This is a genomic window from Stenotrophomonas tumulicola (genome assembly GCF_014117215.1).
Taxonomy (GTDB): Bacteria; Pseudomonadota; Gammaproteobacteria; order Xanthomonadales; family Xanthomonadaceae; genus Stenotrophomonas; species Stenotrophomonas tumulicola.
In genome coordinates this window covers 88,371-104,668 of sequence record NZ_JACGXS010000008.1, presented here as the reverse complement: position 1 = coordinate 104,668, position 16,298 = coordinate 88,371, and the positions used below count along the sequence as shown (strand labels likewise).

The following is a 16,298-nucleotide window of genomic DNA, read 5'->3' as shown; positions in this document are numbered from 1 at the left end:
GGTTCACGGTTTCGGCGCCTCGCTCAGGCGCGCACGCAATACAAAAGTCACTCGATCACTCAGGGCAAGTTGCCAGTTGTCCATGCCATACCTGCCCCGCAGGACGGTTCCACGGCTGACGACGTCGCAATCATAGCCGGGTCTGGCGCAATCTGCCTTCTCCACCTTGAGCGTCTCCGGGTGGCTGATGCCGCGCAGCACCAGCCGGCCCTCGATGCTTCCGCCCTGCTCCACCTGCTGCGGCGGGTAGGGCAGTGAATCGAACTCCACCACCGGATACCGCCCTGCGTCAAAGAAGTCCTCCCCGCGCATCCAGCTGGTATAGCGCGGTTTCCCGGGGATCTCCACTGAACGGGTATACATCTTCAGATGGACCTGGTGGCGGCCATCGGAGAGGATTTCGATGCGTCCTTCGAACTGCGGGAAGTTGCCTTCGATGCGCTGTCCCAGCCGGGTACGCACCTCGAACCCCAGCCGCGACTGGTGCTTGTCCAGCAGCAACGGAGCGTGCTGGACTACCTGGACCGTTGGCAGGGCAGCCGGCGGTGGGACGCCTGGCGGCGCCAGCATCGCCTGCGCGGCCAGTCCGGCCGGCAGGCCTGTCAATGCGAGCAGCAGCCCCCCACACCACGCCCGGCTCATTGGATCACGGCCACCAGAACTGGGTGAGCGCGGCGCGGCCGGGCTCGATCGGTGCATCCTTGGCGAACTGCAGCACCGCGATACCGGCCGGTGGCATGCCGCGGTAGTCGCTGCTTTCGCCGGTGTTCAACAGCGCGACCAGGCGTTCCAGGCCGGGGTTGTGCCCCACGATCATCAGCCGCTCGATGTCCTTGCGGTCATCGACCAGGCCGGCAAGGGTACCCGGGGTGGCGTCATAGATGCCGTCCTCCAGCCGGTGTTCGAAGAAGCCGGTGATGCCGACCACCGCCTCCAGCGTCTCGCGGGTGCGCCGCGCCGGCGAACACAACACGCAGTCCGGCTGCAGGTTGTTGTCCTTCAGCCACTTGCCGGCCGCCTCGGCTTCGGCAAGCCCCACCGCCGACAACGGCCGGTCGAGATCGGCCTGCCCGGTACCGGCGGGCTCGGCATGGGCATGGCGCAGCAGGATCAGTTCACGCATCGGTGTCTTCCATAGGATGAGGGGTCATGGCGGTTCATGCCTTGTCCAACCATTTCAGCAGGGGTTCCCAGTCGGCCTGGTGTTCACGCACCTGTGCCGACCGGTAATCGAACAAACTGCGGCCGAGGCCGGTCATGACCACGTAACTCTGGCTGTCGCGCAGCTCCGCCACCACCGGATAGGGCCATTCGGACAGCATCTGAAGGGCCTGCCGCGAGGTCTGCGTCCACGGCTTGGTACGGTTGAGCACCAGGCCGACCGGCAGCTTGCGGCTGTGGACGCGCGGCACCTTGGACAGGCTGTTGAGGAAACCGACGATGGCTTCGATGTCCAGCGCCGAAGGCAGGACGGGAACCACCACTGCATCGGCCGCTTCAAGGAAATGCGGGATGTCATCGGCAAGGGCGCCGGCCGGTGCGTCGATCACCACCGTGTCGGTACCGTCGGGCAGCTTCTGCACCCACTGCTTCTTCCTGTACACGTCGATCGGCAGTACCGCGCTTTCCAGTTCCGATCGACGTTGGGCCCAGCGGGTGCTGGAGCCCTGGGGGTCGGCGTCGGCAATCACCGTGCGCCTCCCCTGCAACGCCGCGTGCGCGGCCAGGTGGGTGGCAATGGTGGTCTTGCCCACCCCACCTTTGGAACCGGCCACCAGGATGGTCTTCATGCAGGCCTCGCTTCCGGGAGAACGTCTTCCGAGCGTACACCGGTGCAGGTGACGGAGATAGTCGCGCTCCTGAACCATCCTGTCCTGGCTTTGCTATCGTGGCGTCTCCGAAGGACCGAACCGGCATGAGCGAACTGCAGGACCTCAGCGCGTTGATCCGCGCCAATACGCCGTTGATCGTGGTCGAGACCCAGGACGAGGGTCGCATCGTCGAGCTGTTCCGGCAGACACTGATGCATGTCTGGCGGGCCCTGCACCGCTGGTCGATCACCGAGGGCCTGCGCCGCATCGACCTGGAGCGCGAGGACGAGCCGGTCGGCCCGCCCGACGCCAGCGCGGCGCTGCAGATGATCCGCCAGGCCGACCAGCGCGGCGTGTACCTGCTGCTCGATTTCCACCCCTACCTGGGCTATGCCAGCCACCAGCGCGCCCTGCGTGACCTGATCCAGCGCCGCCACAGCGAACCGCACGTGCTGGTGCTGATCGGTGCCAAGGTTGAACTGCCAGCCGAGCTGGAAGCCCTGGCGGTGCGCTTCAACCCGCGCCTGCCCGACGCCAATGCCCTGCTGAAGATGCTGCGCGAAGAAGCCGATGCCTATGCACGCGAACACGGCGGGCGCCGGGTGGAAGTGGACAGCGAGGCGGTCAAGAAGATCCTGAAGAACCTGCAGGGCCTGAGCCTGGTGGATGCGCGGCGCATCGCGCGGCAGCTGATCTATGCCGATGGCGCGCTGCGCGACGACGACCTGCCGCAGCTGGCGCGGCTGAAGTTCGAGCTGCTCAACCGCAGCGGCCACCTGTTCTTCGAACATGACAGCGCGCGCTTCGGCGACGTAGCCGGTGCCAACCGGCTGAAGCGCTGGATCAACCAGCGCCGGGTGGCCTTCATCGCCGGCTCGGCACCTGCCGGGCTGGATCCACCACGCGGCATGCTGTTGCTGGGCGTGCAGGGCTGCGGAAAATCGATGCTGGCCAAGGCGACCGCTGCGGGCTTCGGCGTGCCGCTGCTGCGCCTGGACGTGGGCGCGCTGTACAACAAGTACCACGGCGAGACCGAGGCCAACCTGCGCCAGGCACTGGCCTCGGCCGAGCAGCTGGCGCCGTGCGTGCTGTGGATGGACGAGATCGAAAAGGGCCTGGCCACCGGCAGCGAGGATGGCGGCGTGTCGCGCCGCGTGCTCGGCTACCTGCTGACCTGGATGGCCGAGCGCCGTGCGCCGGTGTTCATCGTCGCCACGGCCAACCAGGTGCACGAGCTGCCGGCCGAGCTGCTGCGCAAAGGCCGCTTCGACGAGATCTTCTTCGTCGACCTGCCAAGCCCCGACGTGCGCGTGGAACTGCTGCGCCTGCATCTGGCGCGGCGCCAGCTCAATGCTGATGACTTCGCGCTGCCGGCGCTGGCAGCGGCCGCGGACGGATTCTCCGGCGCGGAGATCGAACAGGCCATCGTTTCAGGCCTGTATGCAGCCCACGCCGAACAGCGGCCGCTGGATACCGAGGTACTGATGGGCGAGATCCGCGGCAGCCGGCCATTGTCGGTGCTGATGGCCGAACAGGTGCAGGCGCTGCGCGAATGGGCAGCCCCCCGCACGGTCAATGCCGACGATTGAGGCCGGTAGAGCGGGGCCGCGCCCCGCTGCGTTCAGTCCTCGCCAGCGGCGACCGTCAGGGCCACGCCGGTGGCTGTGCCGCCCAGGCCTGCTGTACCTGCGCCAGGGTTTCGCGTTCGCTGTCGCGCCCGGTAGAGCGGGGCCGCGCCCCGCTGCGTTCAGTCCTCGCCAGCGACGACCGTCAGGGCCACGCCGGTGGCTGTGCAGCCCAGGCCTGCTGTACCTGCGCCAGGGTTTCGCGTTCGCTGTCGCGCCAGGAAGGCAACAGGGCCGGATAATTGCCAGCGCTGCTCCATTGCCCCGGTTCGGTGCGTACCGCGGCGGCATACCACTTCACCGCCTCTTCCTTCTGACCCAGCTGCCATAGGGCGAGCGCGTAGGTCGGCGGGACCCAGGAAGGATTGCCGCGCAACGCACCGGCGGCGGCCTGCCACTGCTCGAGTGCAGCTTCGACCTGGCCCTGCCGGAACAGGTCCCAGCCATGGTTCCAGCGCACGATGCGGCCCGAAGGCGAGTTCGCCGTGGTCGCCTTCAGCGCTTCGGTATACAGCTGCTGGCCCAGCTCAGGGCGGCCCTGGGCGATGGCCACGCCGGCAAGCTGCACCGTGGCTTCCAGTACCTTGCGTCCGCGTTCGCGCTGGCGCAGCAGCTGGCTGACCAGCTCGTCGCCCTCGGCCCGGACGACGGTGATCGGCGCGGCCGCCGCATCGGCATCGAAATAGAACTCCTGCGGCGCAGGCAATGACGGTGCGGCCCATGCAGCAGCCGCCCCCGAGGCCAGCAGCACGCCGGCCAGGAATTGTCTTGCGTATGACATCGAGTTTTCCCCAGGTTGCAACAACAACCTCCCACTCCCCGATCCTAACCGCACCTTGGCCCCGGATGCGAGTGCCTGCTGCGGATGCCGGCCGTGCGGACAGGGTGCCGACAGCGTCACTGTTACAATCCGCGCCCTCCGGACCGCGGTGACGCGACCGATGCCAGCCGACCCAGACCAGGCCAGCCATGACCAGTACCGCGCAGCTCACTTCTCCCGCCTCCGCCGACCTGCTCGACCGTGATTACACGCTCGACCATAGATATACGCGTGGGGCGGGACGGATCTACCTGAGCGGCGTCCAGGCGCTGGTCCGGCTGCCGCTGATGCAGCGGCTGCGCGACACCGCCGAGGGCATCGACAGTGCCGGCTTCATCAGTGGCTATCGCGGCAGCCCGCTCGGCGGCTTCGACCTGGAACTGTGGCGTGCACGGCAGCACCTGGAAGCGGCAAAGGTGAAGTTCACCCCGGGCCTCAACGAGGACCTCGGCGCGACCATGGTCTGGGGCACGCAGCAGACCAACCTGTTCCCCGGCGCCAACGTGCAGGGCGTGTTCGGCATGTGGTACGGCAAGGGCCCGGGCGTGGACCGCTGTGGTGATGTGTTCAAGCACGCCAACGCTGCCGGCACCTCGCGCCTGGGCGGCGTGCTGGCCCTGGCGGCCGATGACCATGCGTGCCGCAGTTCCACGCTGCCGCATGGCAGCGAAGACGAATTCGTCAGCGCGATGATGCCGGTGCTGAACCCCGCCGGCGTGCAGGACATCCTCGACATGGGCCTGCTTGGCTGGGCGATGAGCCGTTACACCGGGCGCTGGGTCGGCTTCAAGACCATCGCCGAGACCGTGGAGTCGTCGGCCTCGGTGGACATCGACCCGCTGGCACGGCGGATCGTGCTGCCGGAGGATTTCGAGATGCCGGCCGGCGGCCTCAACATCCGCTGGCCCGACCCGCCGCTGGACCAGGAGATGCGCCTGCACCGCTATGCGGTGAAGGCCGCGCAGGCCTTCGCGCGTGCCAACGGCATCGACAAGGTGGTGATGGACGCGCCGCGTGCACGGCTGGGCATCGTCACCACCGGCAAGAGCTATCTGGACGTGCTGCAGGCGCTGGAATACCTGGGCCTGGATGAACAGGCCTGCGCCGACATCGGCATCCGCGTGTACAAGGTCGGCATGACCTGGCCGCTGGAGCCGGAAGGCATCGCGCGCTTCGCGCAGGGCCTGGAAGACATCATCGTGGTGGAGGAGAAGCGCGCCTTCATCGAGCGCCAGATGAAGGAGCAGTTCTTCAACTGGCCGGCCAGCTGGGGCCCGCGCCCCTCCATCGTCGGCAAGTACGACGAGGCCGGCGAGTGGATCCTGCCGTCCACCGGCGAACTGACCCCGGCCACCATCGCCGGGGTGATCGGTCGCCGCATCCAGAAGTTCTTCAACAACGAGTCCATCGAGCAGCGCCTACGGTGGATGCAGGAAAAGGAAGCCGAGCTTGCGTTGCCACGCGCCAGCTTCCCGCGCGTACCGCACTACTGCTCCGGCTGCCCGCACAACACCTCCACCACCGTGCCGGAAGGTTCGCGAGCGCTGGCCGGCATCGGTTGCCATTACATGGTGACCTGGATGGACCGCAGCACCGACACCTTCACCCACATGGGTGGCGAAGGCGTGACGTGGGCCGGGCAGGCCGCGTTCACCGATACCCAGCACGTGTTCCAGAACCTGGGCGACGGCACCTATTTCCACAGCGGTTCACTGGCGATCCGCCAGGCGATCGCGGCCGGCGTCAACATCACCTACAAGATCCTCTACAACGATGCAGTGGCGATGACCGGCGGCCAGCCGGTGGACGGCCCGCTGAGCGTGCCGGACATCGCAAAGCAGATGCGCGCCGAGGGCATCCACACCATCATGGTGTTGTCGGACAACATCGCCAAGTGGACGCGCCAGCGCGAGCATTTCCCCAGCGACGTGGAATTCCACGACCGCAGCGAGCTGGATGCGGTGCAGAAGCGCCTGCGCGAAGTGAAGGGTGTTTCGATCCTGATCTACGAACAGACCTGCGCCACCGAGAAGCGCCGACGTCGCAAGCGCGGCAAGCTGGAAGACCCGGCCAAGCGGGTGGTGATCAATTCGCTGGTCTGCGAAGGCTGCGGCGACTGCGGCAAGAAGAGCTTCTGCGTGTCCGTGCTGCCGAAGGAAACCGAGTTCGGGCGCAAGCGCGACATCGACCAGTCCAACTGCAACAAGGACTATTCCTGCACCAGCGGGTTCTGCCCCAGCTTCGTCACCGTGCACGGCGGCAAGCCGCGCAAGGGCAGCAAGCGCGATGCGTCCACGCTGCTGGACGACCTGCCCGCGCCGATCGTGCGCGGCACCCTGGACCAGCCCTGGAACATCCTGATCACCGGCGTCGGTGGCACCGGCGTGGTCACCATCGGCGCGTTGCTGGGCATGGCCGGGCACCTGGAAGGCAAGGGTTCCTCCGTGCTGGACCAGACCGGACTGGCGCAGAAGGGCGGCGCGGTCACCACGCATATTCGCATCGCCCGCACGCCAGCGGACATCCATGCGGTGCGCATCGCCGCCGGTGAGGCCGACCTGGTGCTGGGCTGCGACATGGTGGTGGTCAACGACTACTGGGCACTGTCCAAGGTGCGCGCCGGCCGCTCGCACGTGGTGTTGAACACCTACGAGGCGATGCCGGGCAGCTTCACCACGCGGCCGGACATGCAGTTCCCGGCCGCGGACATCGTCGCCGGCGTGCGGGTGGCGCTGGGCGGCGAAGATCCGATGCTGCTCGATGCCACCCAGTTGGCCACCGCGCTGCTGGGCGATGCCATCGCAGCAAACCTCTTCATCCTCGGCTTCGCCTGGCAGCAGGGCCTGGTGCCCCTGTCATTCGAGGCGCTGATGCGCGCGATCGAGCTCAATGGTACAGCCGTCGCCATGAACCAACAGGCCTTTGCCTGGGGCCGCCTGGCCGCCGTTGACCCGCAGGCGGTGCAGCAGGCCGCTGGGCTGGTACGCAACCGCCACACCGATTCGGAAGCCACGCCCGGCCCACTGCATGCGCTGCCACCGGGCGAATGGGAAGGCAACGAATGGGGCGCCACCACCGCACCACGCGATACCGGTGACGAGCGCGAGCTGCGCGGCCTGCCCGCGCATGGCCGCGAAGGCGACGACGTGGCCTTCCTTCCGCTGGACGATGCACGCCTGTCGCGGTCGCTGGACGAGATGATCGCGCGCCGCGCCACGTTCCTGGTCGCCTACCAGGACCAAGCCTATGCGGACCGCTACCGGAAGCTGGTCGAACAGGTGCGCGCGACCGAACAGGACAAGGCCGGCGGCTCCACCGCGCTGACCGAAACCGTGGCCCGCTACCTGTTCAAGCTGATGGCCTACAAGGATGAGTACGAGGTGGCACGCCTGTACACCAGCGGCGATTTCCAGCGGCGGCTGCAGCAGCAGTTCGAAGGGGATTACCAACTGCGCTTCCACCTGGCGCCGCCGCTGTTTGCGAAGAAGGACGCGCAGGGCCAGCTGATCAAGAAGGAATACGGCCCGTGGATGCTGAAGGCGTTCGGCGTGCTGGCGAAGCTGAAGTTCCTGCGCGGCGGCCGCCTGGATCCCTTCGGCCGTACTGCCGAACGTGTTGGCGAACGCCAGCTGATCAGTGATTACGAGGCCACCGTGCAGGTGCTGCTGGATGGGCTGGATGACCGTCGACTGTCGCTGGCGGTGGAGATCGCCAGCATCCCCGAGCACATCCGCGGCTTCGGCCACGTCAAGGATGCGCACCTGGAGAAGGCCAAGGAGCGGGAAGCGGCGCTGCTGGCGCAATGGCGGAACCCGAAGGCGCTGCATATCGTCCAGGCGGCGTGATGTGAGCGATCGGTGACATCAACCGTGGTGTCACCGATCGACTGCTTTTGCGGGCAACGTCCAGGCAAGTAATTTGCCTTTGGCGAATGCAGTTCATAAGCATGCTGGGCATCTTTCCTGATGCCTGATCACCCCAACCGCCACAGCAGCAGGCGGTTGTTGGCCGGCATGGCGATGTCCCCAAGCGCCATGAACCCCTGTGCGGCCGCCAGTGCCTGCACCGCCTCCACGTCGCGGATGCCGCTACGCGGATCACGTGCCTTCAGCCAGGCGTCGAACTGCGCATTGCTGTCACTGGTGTAGCCCCCGCCATTATTGAATGGCCCATAGACCGCGAGCAGCGCGCCCGGCTCCATCACCGCCGGCAACCCGGCGAACAGCGCCTGTACGTGGGCCCAGCCCATGATGTGCAGCGTATTGGCGCTGAATACGGCATCGAACCGTGGCAAGCCCGGCGGCAGCGTGAGTGCCGGCAAGGGCGGCAGCTCGGCCTGCAACGCCAACGGCGTGGCCAGGTTCGGCAGCGCCGCCTCCGTGCGCCATGCATCGATCCCTGCCAGTGCGTCCGGATGATCGCTGGCCTGCCACTGCAGGTGCGGCCAGCGCGCAGCGAAGAACACCGCATGCTGGCCGGTGCCACTGCCGATCTCCAGCACGTGGCGGCGATCCGACATCCAGCGGTCCAGCCCGGTGGCGATTGGCATGCGGTTGCGCTCACAGGCAATCGAGAATGGCTTTTCAGTCATGGTTCGTGACGAAAATGGCAGAACGCCATTGTGCACACTTCGCGACCATGACTGCAGTCACTTGTGCCATTGCCTGAGGCTGGCGACAGTCGGGGGATCAACAGCAGGCACATGGGGTGGTGGCGGTGCGACGACGCGAGTTCCTGGCAATATCCGGAGTGGGGCTGGCGGGACTGATGCTGCCGCACGCGCGGCTGATCGCCGCCGAGCAGCTACTCGAACCGGGCGACCCGGTGCTGGGCAAGCGCCTGGCCGATGCCGCGCTGCAGGCCGCGCAAACGGCCGGCGCCAGCTACTGCGACGTGCGCATCGGCCGCTATCTCAACCAGGGCATCATCACCCGCGAGCGCAACGTCGAGAATGTCACCAACAGCGAGTCGGCCGGGGTTGGCGTGCGCGTCATCGTCGACGGCGCCTGGGGCTTTGCCGCCACCCACCAACGCACGCCGGAACAGGTGGTGCAGGCGGTCACGCAAGCGGTCGCCATCGCCCGCGCCAACGCCCGCGTGCAGACCCGGCGCGTGCAGCTGGCACCGACGCCCGGCGTGGGCGAGATCAGCTGGCGCACCCCAGTGAAGAAGAATGCCATGGCCGTCCCCCTGCAGGACAAGGTGGCGCTGCTGCTGGACATCAATGCCGCCGGGCTCGGCGCCGGCGCGGATTTCTTCAACTCCACCCTGTTCCTGGTCAACGAACAGAAATACTTCGCCTCCAGCGATGGTTCGTGGATCGACCAGGACATCCACCGCATCTGGCTGCCGTTCACCGCTACCGCCGTGGACAAGGCCAGCGGCAAGTTCCGCACCCGCAATGGCCTGTCGGCGCCGATGGGGATGGGTTACGAGTTCCTCGATGGCGACCGTGCCGGTCGCTTCCAGTTGCCCGGCGGCGTGGTCGGTTACGGCCACTCCTACGATCCCCGCGAGGATGCGCTGGCCGCGGCACGGCACGCCCGCGAGAAACTCACCGCACCTTCGGTGAAGGCCGGCAAGTACGACGTGGTGCTGGACCCGTCCAACCTGTTCCTGACCATCCACGAGAACGTCGGCCACCCACTGGAACTGGACCGCGTGCTCGGCTACGAGGCGAACTACGCCGGCACCAGCTTCGCCACCCTGGACAAGCGCGATGCCGGCTTCCGTTGGGGCAGCGACCTCGTCAATTTCTTCGCCGACAAGACCCAGCCCGGCAGCCTGGGCGCGGTCGGCTATGACGACGAAGGAGTGAAGACGCAGCGCTGGGACCTGGTCCGCGATGGCATCCTGGTGGACTACCAGGCCACCCGCGATGAGGCGCACATCCTCGGCCGCGAGGCATCGCATGGCTGCAGTTATGCCGATTCCTGGTCCAGCGTGCAGTTCCAGCGCATGGCCAATGTCTCGCTGGCGCCCGGCAAGGTGCCACTGACCGTGGCGGAAATGGTCAAGGACGTCGAGAACGGCCTGTACTTCCACGGACGCGGTTCGTACTCGATCGACCAGCAGCGTTACAACGCGCAGTTCGGCGCCCAGCTCTGCTACCAGATCAAGGACGGCCGCATCACCGGCATGGTCGAGGACGCGGCCTACCAGATCCGTACCCCGGAGTTCTGGAACGCCTGCACGGCCATCTGCGACCAGCGCGACTTCCGTCTCGGTGGTTCGTTCTTCGATGGCAAGGGCCAGCCATCGCAGGTCTCGGCGGTTTCGCATGGCTCGTCCACCACCCGTTTCAATGGCATCAACATCATCAACACCGCGCGCAGCCTCGGCGCATGAGTCCTGTCCAACATCCACACGTGGAGAGCAGCCTTGCAAAGACGTGACTTCCTCGCCCTGACCGGGCTTACCGCGGGTGGCCTGCTGGTGCCCTCGTTCTTCGGCAAGGCCATCGCGGCCGAACAGCTGCAGGCCGTGCTTGACCCGGCGCTGAAGAAGCGCCTGGCCGATGTCGCCCTGCAGGCCGCGCGCAGTGCCGGCGCCACCTACTGCGACGTGCGCATCGGCCGCTACCTGCGCCAGTTCGTCATCACCCGCGAAGACAAAGTGCAGAACGTGGTCAACACCGAATCCACCGGCGTGGGCATCCGCGTGCTGGTCAACGGTGCCTGGGGCTTCGCGGCCACCAACCAGCTCGGCAATGACGACGTGGTCAAGGCAGCGCAGCAGGCCGCCGGCATCGCGCGCGCCAATGCCGGCATCCAGACCGCGCCGGTGCAGCTGGCCGCCACGCCCGGCGTCGGCGAAGTGAGCTGGCGCACGCCGCTGCAGAAGAACGCGATGGAAGTGCCGATCAAGGACAAGGTCGACCTGCTGCTGGACGTCAACGCCGCCGCGCTCAACGCCGGCGCCAGCTTCGTCAATTCGATGATGTTCCTGGTCAACGAACAAAAGTATTTCGCCTCCACCGATGGTTCCTACATCGACCAGGACGTACACCGCATCTGGGTGCCGATGACCATCACGGCCATCGACAAGGACACCGGCAAGTTCCGCACCCGCGAGGGCCTGTCCGCGCCGATGGGCATGGGCTACGAATACCTGGATGGCAGCGCGGCCGGCAAGGTCGTCACCCCCAACGGGGTGGTCAATTACTCCAGCTCGTACGACATGAAGGAAGATGCCATCGCGTCGGCGAAGCAGGCACGCGAGAAGCTCAAGGCTCCGTCGGTGAAGCCAGGCAAGTACGACCTCGTGCTCGACCCCTCGCACACCTGGCTGACCATCCATGAGTCGATCGGCCATCCGCTGGAACTGGACCGCGTGCTCGGCTACGAAGCCAACTACGCCGGCACCAGCTTCGCCACCCTGGACAAGCGCGAACAGCACTTCCAGTACGGCAGCGAGCAGGTGAACATCTTCGCCGACAAGACGCAGCAGGGAAGCCTGGGTGCGGTGGCGTACGACGACGAAGGCGTGAAGTGCAAGCGCTGGGACCTGATCAGCGACGGCAAGCTGGTGGACTACCAGACCATCCGCGACCAGGCGCACATCCTCGGCAAGACCGAATCCGATGGTTGCTGCTATGCCGATTCCTGGTCCAGCGTGCAGTTCCAGCGCATGGCCAATGTATCCATGGCGCCGGGCAGCAAGCCGCTCAGCGTCGATGAACTGATCAAGGACGTGGAGAACGGCATCTACATCATCGGCGACGGCTCGTTCTCGATCGACCAGCAGCGTTACAACGCGCAGTTCGGCGGCCAGCTGTTCTACGAAATCAAGAACGGCAAGATCACCGGCATGCTGGAAGACGTCGCCTACCAGATCCGCACCCCGGAGTTCTGGAACGCCTGCAGCGCCGTGGCCGACGAGCGCGACTACCGCCTCGGCGGTTCGTTCTTCGACGGCAAGGGCCAGCCGGGCCAGGTCTCGGCGGTTTCGCACGGTTCGTCCACCGCCCGTTTCAATGGCATCAACGTCATCAACACCGCACGCAGCCTCGGCTGACCGGTCTGGAGCCCGATACCCATGAGCATCTTCACCGAACAGCAGGCCAAAGCCATCCTCGACAAGGTCATCGCCCTGTCCAAGGCCGATGAGTGCACCGCCACCCTGGAAGGGTCCAGCAACGGCAACATCCGCTTCGCACTGAACAACATTTCCACCAGTGGCGTGGTCAGCGATGCATCGCTGGCCGTGCAGGTGGCGTTCGGCAAGCGCGTCGGCACCGCCTCCATCAACGAATTCGACGATGCCGCGCTGGAGCGCGTGGTACGCCGTGCCGAAGACCTGGCCCGCCTGGCACCGGAGAACCCGGAGTTCATCCCGGCCATCGGCAAGCAGGAATATCGTGCCAGCCCGACCTTCAGCGAATCCACCGGGGCCATCGATCCGGCGTTCCGCGCCAAGGTGGCCGCAGACTCCATCCTGCCGTGCCGGGAGGCCGGGGTGATCGCTGCCGGCTTCCTGGAGGATGGCCACGGCTTCTCCGCCACCGCCAACAGCAACGGCAACTTCGCCTACCAGCGCACCAGCAGCTTCGACTACACCTGCACGGTACGCACCGAAGACGGCCGCGGTTCGGGCTGGGTCGGTCGCAACCTCAAGGATGCGGCTGACTTCAAGGCCGACCAGGATGTCCGCATCGCCATGCGCAAGGCCACTGAATCTGCAGAGGCCAAGGCACTGGAACCGGGCAAGTACACGGTCATCCTTGAACCCGCCGCCGCCGCTGGCCTGATCAGCTTCATGATGCGTTTCTTCGACGCGCGTGCCGCCGACGAAGGCCGCAGCTTCCTGTCCAGGAAGGGCGGCGGCAACAAGCTGGGCGAGCAGGTATTTGACCCGCAGGTCACCCTGTATGCCGATCCGTGGTCTGCCGACGCACCGGTGCTGCCGTGGGACAACGACGGCTTGCCGCGCGAGCGCATCGCGCTGATCGAGAACGGCAGGATCGCCAACCTGGACTACTCGCGTTTCTGGGCGCAGAAGCAGGGCAAGACCGCCAAGGCGCGCCCCGGCAACCTGCTGATGAGCGGTGGCGAGAAGAGCACCGCCGAGCTGGTGCGCGGCACCCAGAAGGGCATCCTGGTCACCCGTACCTGGTACATCCGCATGGTGGATCCACAGACGGTGCTGCTGACCGGCCTGACCCGCGACGGCACCTTCTACATCGAGAACGGCCAGATCAAGCATCCGGTGAAGAACTTCCGCTTCAACGAGTCGCCGGTGATCATGCTCAACAACATCGACGAGCTGGGCAAGCCGGTGCGGGTGGCCGGCGATGAGTCCAGCTTCCTGATGATGATCCCGCCGATGCGCCTGCGCGATTTCACCTTCACCTCGTTGTCCGACGCGGTCTGATGCACGCCACGCCGTACTCCGGCCGATGAACCGCGCGCAGTTCCTGCGCGCGATGCTCGGTGGCGCCGCACTGGCGGCGCTGCCTGCCTTCGCCCGCGCACAGGCAGGGCGCTACGACTTCTGGTTCACGCGCCTGAAGTACGACTCCGGTGACTGGGACGTGGACGCGCGCATGCCGTCCAACCTGATCACCTCGCTGATCGACTACACCTCCCTGCGCGTGGACCCGAAGGAACACGTGCTGGACCTGTCGGACCCGCGCATGCTGCAGGCGCCATTCTGCTACCTGGCCGGGCACAAGCTGGTGGAATTCAATGCCGCTGAACGCGAGAACTTCGTACGCTACGTGCGCAACGGTGGGTTCGTGTTCGTCGATGACTGCAACCACGACATCGATGGCCTGTTCGCCAAGTCGTTCGAAGAACAGATGGCACGGCTGTTTGGCCCCAGGGCGCTGAAGAAACTTCCAGGCAACCACGCGCTGTACCGCAGCTTCTTCAGCTTTCCGGATGGCCCGCCGGCCACCAGTTTCGAACTCAACGGCTGGGGCGATGACCTGGTGCACGACTACCTGAAAGGCATCGAAATCGACGGCCGGCTTGGCGTTCTGTACAGCAACAAGGACTACGGCTGTGAGTGGGATTACGACTGGCGCAACAAGCGCTTCCTGGCCGAAGACAACACCCGCTTCGCCGTCAACATCGTGATGTATGCGCTGAACAATTGATTGACCCGCCGGGCATGGCTCGACGTTACCCCCCAAAATGACAGGCTCTACCATGATTGCTCCTGACCTTGATTCCCTGCTGCCGCGCCTGCAACAGCTGCGCGATGCGCTCGCCCAGGCCGTGGTTGGCCAGCATGAGGTCGTGGAGCAGTTGCTGATCGGCCTGCTGGCCGGCGGCCACTGCCTGCTGGAAGGCGCACCCGGGCTGGGCAAGACCCTGCTGGTGCGCTCGCTCGGGCAGGCGCTGGAGCTGCAGTTCCGCCGCGTGCAGTTCACCCCGGACCTGATGCCCAGCGACATCCTGGGCACGGAGCTGCTGGAGGAAGACCACGGCACCGGGCACCGCCATTTCCGCTTCCAGAAAGGTCCCGTCTTCACCAACCTGCTGCTGGCCGACGAACTGAACCGTACGCCGCCCAAGACCCAGGCCGCGCTGCTGGAAGCGATGCAGGAGCGCACCGTGAGCTACGCCGGCACGACCTATGCGCTGCCGCAGCCGTTCTTCGTGCTGGCCACCCAGAACCCGATCGAACAGGCAGGAACCTATCCGCTGCCGGAAGCACAGCTGGATCGCTTCCTGCTGCATGTGCGGGTGGACTACCCCAGCGAACAGGAAGAGCAGGACATCCTGCGCCAGACCACCGGCAGCGCCGGTGGCACGGTGCCGAAGGTGATGGATGCCGAAGCGGTGATCGCGCTGCAGGCAGCAGTGCGCCAGGTGCATGTCAGCGATGACGTGCTCACCTGGATCACCCGGCTGGTGCGTACCAGCCGTCCTGGCGCCGGCGCACCCGCAGCGGTGAACCAGTGGATCAAGTGGGGTGCCGGTCCGCGTGCCGGGCAATCGCTGGTGCTGGCGGCCAAGGCACGCGCGTTGCTGCAGGGGCGTTTCGCTGCCACCCGCGAGGACGTACAGGCGCTTGCTGCGCCGGTGATGCGCCACCGCCTGCTGCTGTCCTTCGCTGCCGAAGCCGAGGGCAAGGGCGCCGACGACGTGGTCGCGGCGCTGCTGCAGGCCGTGCCCTTCCCTGCCTGACGCCCGACACGTGGAGCGCACGACCCCCATCGTCCTTCCCGCCGACGTACGCAGCCGGTTGAGATCGCTGCGCCTGCAGCCACGGCGCGCGCATGGCAGCTCCGGGATCGGCCAGCATGCCAGCCGCAGCCGTGGTGCCGGACTGGAGTTCGCGCAATACCGCGCCTACGAGCCCGGTGACGAACTGCGCCAGGTCGATTGGAAGTTGTATGCGCGGTCCGACCGCTTCTTCGTGCGTGAGTCGGAGCGCGAAAGCCCGGTGACGGCATGGGTAATGATCGATACCACGGCATCGGCCGGCCAAAGCGACCGTGCACGGCCCGACTGGTCGCGGCTGGACCATGCCTGCGCGGTGGCCGCCTGCATCGTCGAGCTGGCGTTGCAGCAGGGCGACCGCTTTGGCCTGCTCGCCGTGGGTGGCGACGGGATTCAACTGGTCCCCGCCGGCAGTGGGCCACGGCAGCGCGACCGCGTGCACCTGCAGTTGGGACGGCTGCGGGCTGGAGGCCGCTGGCCGCCCACCGGGGCGTTGCGTCCGCTGTGGGAACGCGTGGCCGCCGGCGACCTGCTGCTGGCGCTGGGCGATGGCTTCGATGACGCAGGCACCGGCGTGCTGGAACGCCTGGCCGCTGCGCGCCGCGAGGTCTTCCATGTGCAGGTGTTGACTGCCGAGGAGCGCGATTTCCCATTCACCGACGGCCATCGCTTCCGCGATCCGGAGACCGGGCAGGAACTGCTCGGCGACGGGCGCGCGCTGCGCGATGCCTACCTGCAGCAGTTCGGCCAGGCGCAGCGCGCGCTGCAGGCCCGGCTGCAGGCCGCAGGCATCGCGCATGCCACCGGCTGGCTGGACGAAACACTGGATGCACCGCTGCAACGATTGTTCGGCACGCGGGGCGAAGCATGA

Annotated in this window: 13 protein-coding genes; 8 read left to right on the top strand and 5 right to left on the bottom strand. The window is 66.5% G+C overall.

What is annotated here, in order from left to right; genetic code table 11:
• Positions 1-3: 3 nt before the first annotated feature.
• The 3 genes from H4O11_RS14590 to H4O11_RS14580 are packed head-to-tail and all read right to left on the bottom strand — an operon-like array spanning position 4 to position 1,790.
• The gene (locus H4O11_RS14590) at positions 4-642 is read right to left on the bottom strand and encodes a YceI family protein (protein ID WP_425506064.1); all 639 of its coding nucleotides are present in this window, start codon (positions 640-642) and stop codon (positions 4-6) included.
• Positions 643-646: 4 nt separating this feature from the next.
• The gene (locus H4O11_RS14585; protein WP_182340155.1) at positions 647-1,123 is read right to left on the bottom strand and encodes a SixA phosphatase family protein; all 477 of its coding nucleotides are present in this window, start codon (positions 1,121-1,123) and stop codon (positions 647-649) included.
• A 34-nt stretch (positions 1,124-1,157) separates the two neighbouring features.
• Positions 1,158-1,790, bottom strand: a complete 633-nt coding sequence (locus H4O11_RS14580; RefSeq protein ID WP_182340154.1) for a ParA family protein — start codon at positions 1,788-1,790, stop codon at positions 1,158-1,160.
• 125 nt (positions 1,791-1,915) lie between these two features.
• Between H4O11_RS14580 and H4O11_RS14575 the strand changes: the two genes are divergently transcribed.
• Positions 1,916-3,400 carry an AAA family ATPase gene (locus tag H4O11_RS14575; RefSeq protein WP_182340153.1) on the top strand — a complete coding sequence of 495 codons (1,485 nt, stop codon included), beginning with the start codon at positions 1,916-1,918 and terminating at the stop codon, positions 3,398-3,400.
• A 181-nt stretch (positions 3,401-3,581) separates the two neighbouring features.
• Here the strand turns inward: H4O11_RS14575 and H4O11_RS14570 are convergent, their stop codons facing one another.
• The gene (locus tag H4O11_RS14570) at positions 3,582-4,217 is read right to left on the bottom strand and encodes a tetratricopeptide repeat protein (protein WP_182340152.1); all 636 of its coding nucleotides are present in this window, start codon (positions 4,215-4,217) and stop codon (positions 3,582-3,584) included.
• Between the two features lie 188 nt (positions 4,218-4,405).
• Here H4O11_RS14570 and H4O11_RS14565 point away from each other — a divergent pair, with 188 nt between their 5' ends.
• A complete protein-coding gene (locus H4O11_RS14565; RefSeq protein ID WP_182340151.1) occupies positions 4,406-8,101 on the top strand; it encodes an indolepyruvate ferredoxin oxidoreductase family protein in 3,696 nt (1,231 codons plus the stop codon).
• 128 nt (positions 8,102-8,229) lie between these two features.
• Here the strand turns inward: H4O11_RS14565 and H4O11_RS14560 are convergent, their stop codons facing one another.
• On the bottom strand, positions 8,230-8,847 hold the full coding sequence (locus H4O11_RS14560; RefSeq protein WP_182340150.1) for a DUF938 domain-containing protein: 618 nt from the start codon (positions 8,845-8,847) through the stop codon (positions 8,230-8,232).
• Positions 8,848-8,972: 125 nt separating this feature from the next.
• On the opposite strand from H4O11_RS14560, the gene H4O11_RS14555 reads away from it, so the two are divergent.
• Genes H4O11_RS14555 through H4O11_RS14530 form a run of 6 tightly spaced genes read left to right on the top strand, consistent with a single transcriptional unit; the run spans position 8,973 to position 16,298 of the window.
• Entirely contained in the window at positions 8,973-10,604 is a 1,632-nt protein-coding gene (locus H4O11_RS14555; RefSeq protein ID WP_182340149.1) for a metallopeptidase TldD-related protein, read from the top strand.
• A 33-nt stretch (positions 10,605-10,637) separates the two neighbouring features.
• Positions 10,638-12,272, top strand: coding sequence for a TldD/PmbA family protein (locus tag H4O11_RS14550; RefSeq protein ID WP_182340148.1), 1,635 nt, complete (start codon positions 10,638-10,640; stop codon positions 12,270-12,272).
• A 21-nt stretch (positions 12,273-12,293) separates the two neighbouring features.
• Positions 12,294-13,628, top strand: a complete 1,335-nt coding sequence (locus H4O11_RS14545) for a TldD/PmbA family protein (protein WP_182340147.1) — start codon at positions 12,294-12,296, stop codon at positions 13,626-13,628.
• A gap of 25 nt (positions 13,629-13,653) precedes the next feature.
• A complete protein-coding gene (locus tag H4O11_RS14540) occupies positions 13,654-14,355 on the top strand; it encodes a DUF4159 domain-containing protein (RefSeq protein WP_246333504.1) in 702 nt (233 codons plus the stop codon).
• A 52-nt stretch (positions 14,356-14,407) separates the two neighbouring features.
• The gene (locus H4O11_RS14535; RefSeq protein ID WP_182340146.1) at positions 14,408-15,391 is read left to right on the top strand and encodes an AAA family ATPase; all 984 of its coding nucleotides are present in this window, start codon (positions 14,408-14,410) and stop codon (positions 15,389-15,391) included.
• Positions 15,392-15,401: 10 nt separating this feature from the next.
• On the top strand, positions 15,402-16,298 hold the full coding sequence (locus H4O11_RS14530) for a DUF58 domain-containing protein (protein WP_182340145.1): 897 nt from the start codon (positions 15,402-15,404) through the stop codon (positions 16,296-16,298).

Excerpts from the sequence above, each read along its gene's own strand:
- H4O11_RS14545 (WP_182340147.1), top strand. The coding sequence starts at position 12,294 with ATGAGCATCTTCACCGAACAGCAGGCCAAAGCCATCCTCGACAAGGTC.
- H4O11_RS14585 (WP_182340155.1), bottom strand. The coding sequence starts at position 1,123 with ATGCGTGAACTGATCCTGCTGCGCCATGCCCATGCCGAGCCCGCCGGT.
- H4O11_RS14575 (WP_182340153.1), top strand. The coding sequence starts at position 1,916 with ATGAGCGAACTGCAGGACCTCAGCGCGTTGATCCGCGCCAATACGCCG.
- H4O11_RS14590 (WP_425506064.1), bottom strand. The coding sequence starts at position 642 with ATGAGCCGGGCGTGGTGTGGGGGGCTGCTGCTCGCATTGACAGGCCTG.
- H4O11_RS14540 (WP_246333504.1), top strand. The coding sequence starts at position 13,654 with ATGAACCGCGCGCAGTTCCTGCGCGCGATGCTCGGTGGCGCCGCACTG.
- H4O11_RS14535 (WP_182340146.1), top strand. The coding sequence starts at position 14,408 with ATGATTGCTCCTGACCTTGATTCCCTGCTGCCGCGCCTGCAACAGCTG.
- H4O11_RS14570 (WP_182340152.1), bottom strand. The coding sequence starts at position 4,217 with ATGTCATACGCAAGACAATTCCTGGCCGGCGTGCTGCTGGCCTCGGGG.
- H4O11_RS14560 (WP_182340150.1), bottom strand. The coding sequence starts at position 8,847 with ATGACTGAAAAGCCATTCTCGATTGCCTGTGAGCGCAACCGCATGCCA.
- H4O11_RS14565 (WP_182340151.1), top strand. The coding sequence starts at position 4,406 with ATGACCAGTACCGCGCAGCTCACTTCTCCCGCCTCCGCCGACCTGCTC.
- H4O11_RS14580 (WP_182340154.1), bottom strand. The coding sequence starts at position 1,790 with ATGAAGACCATCCTGGTGGCCGGTTCCAAAGGTGGGGTGGGCAAGACC.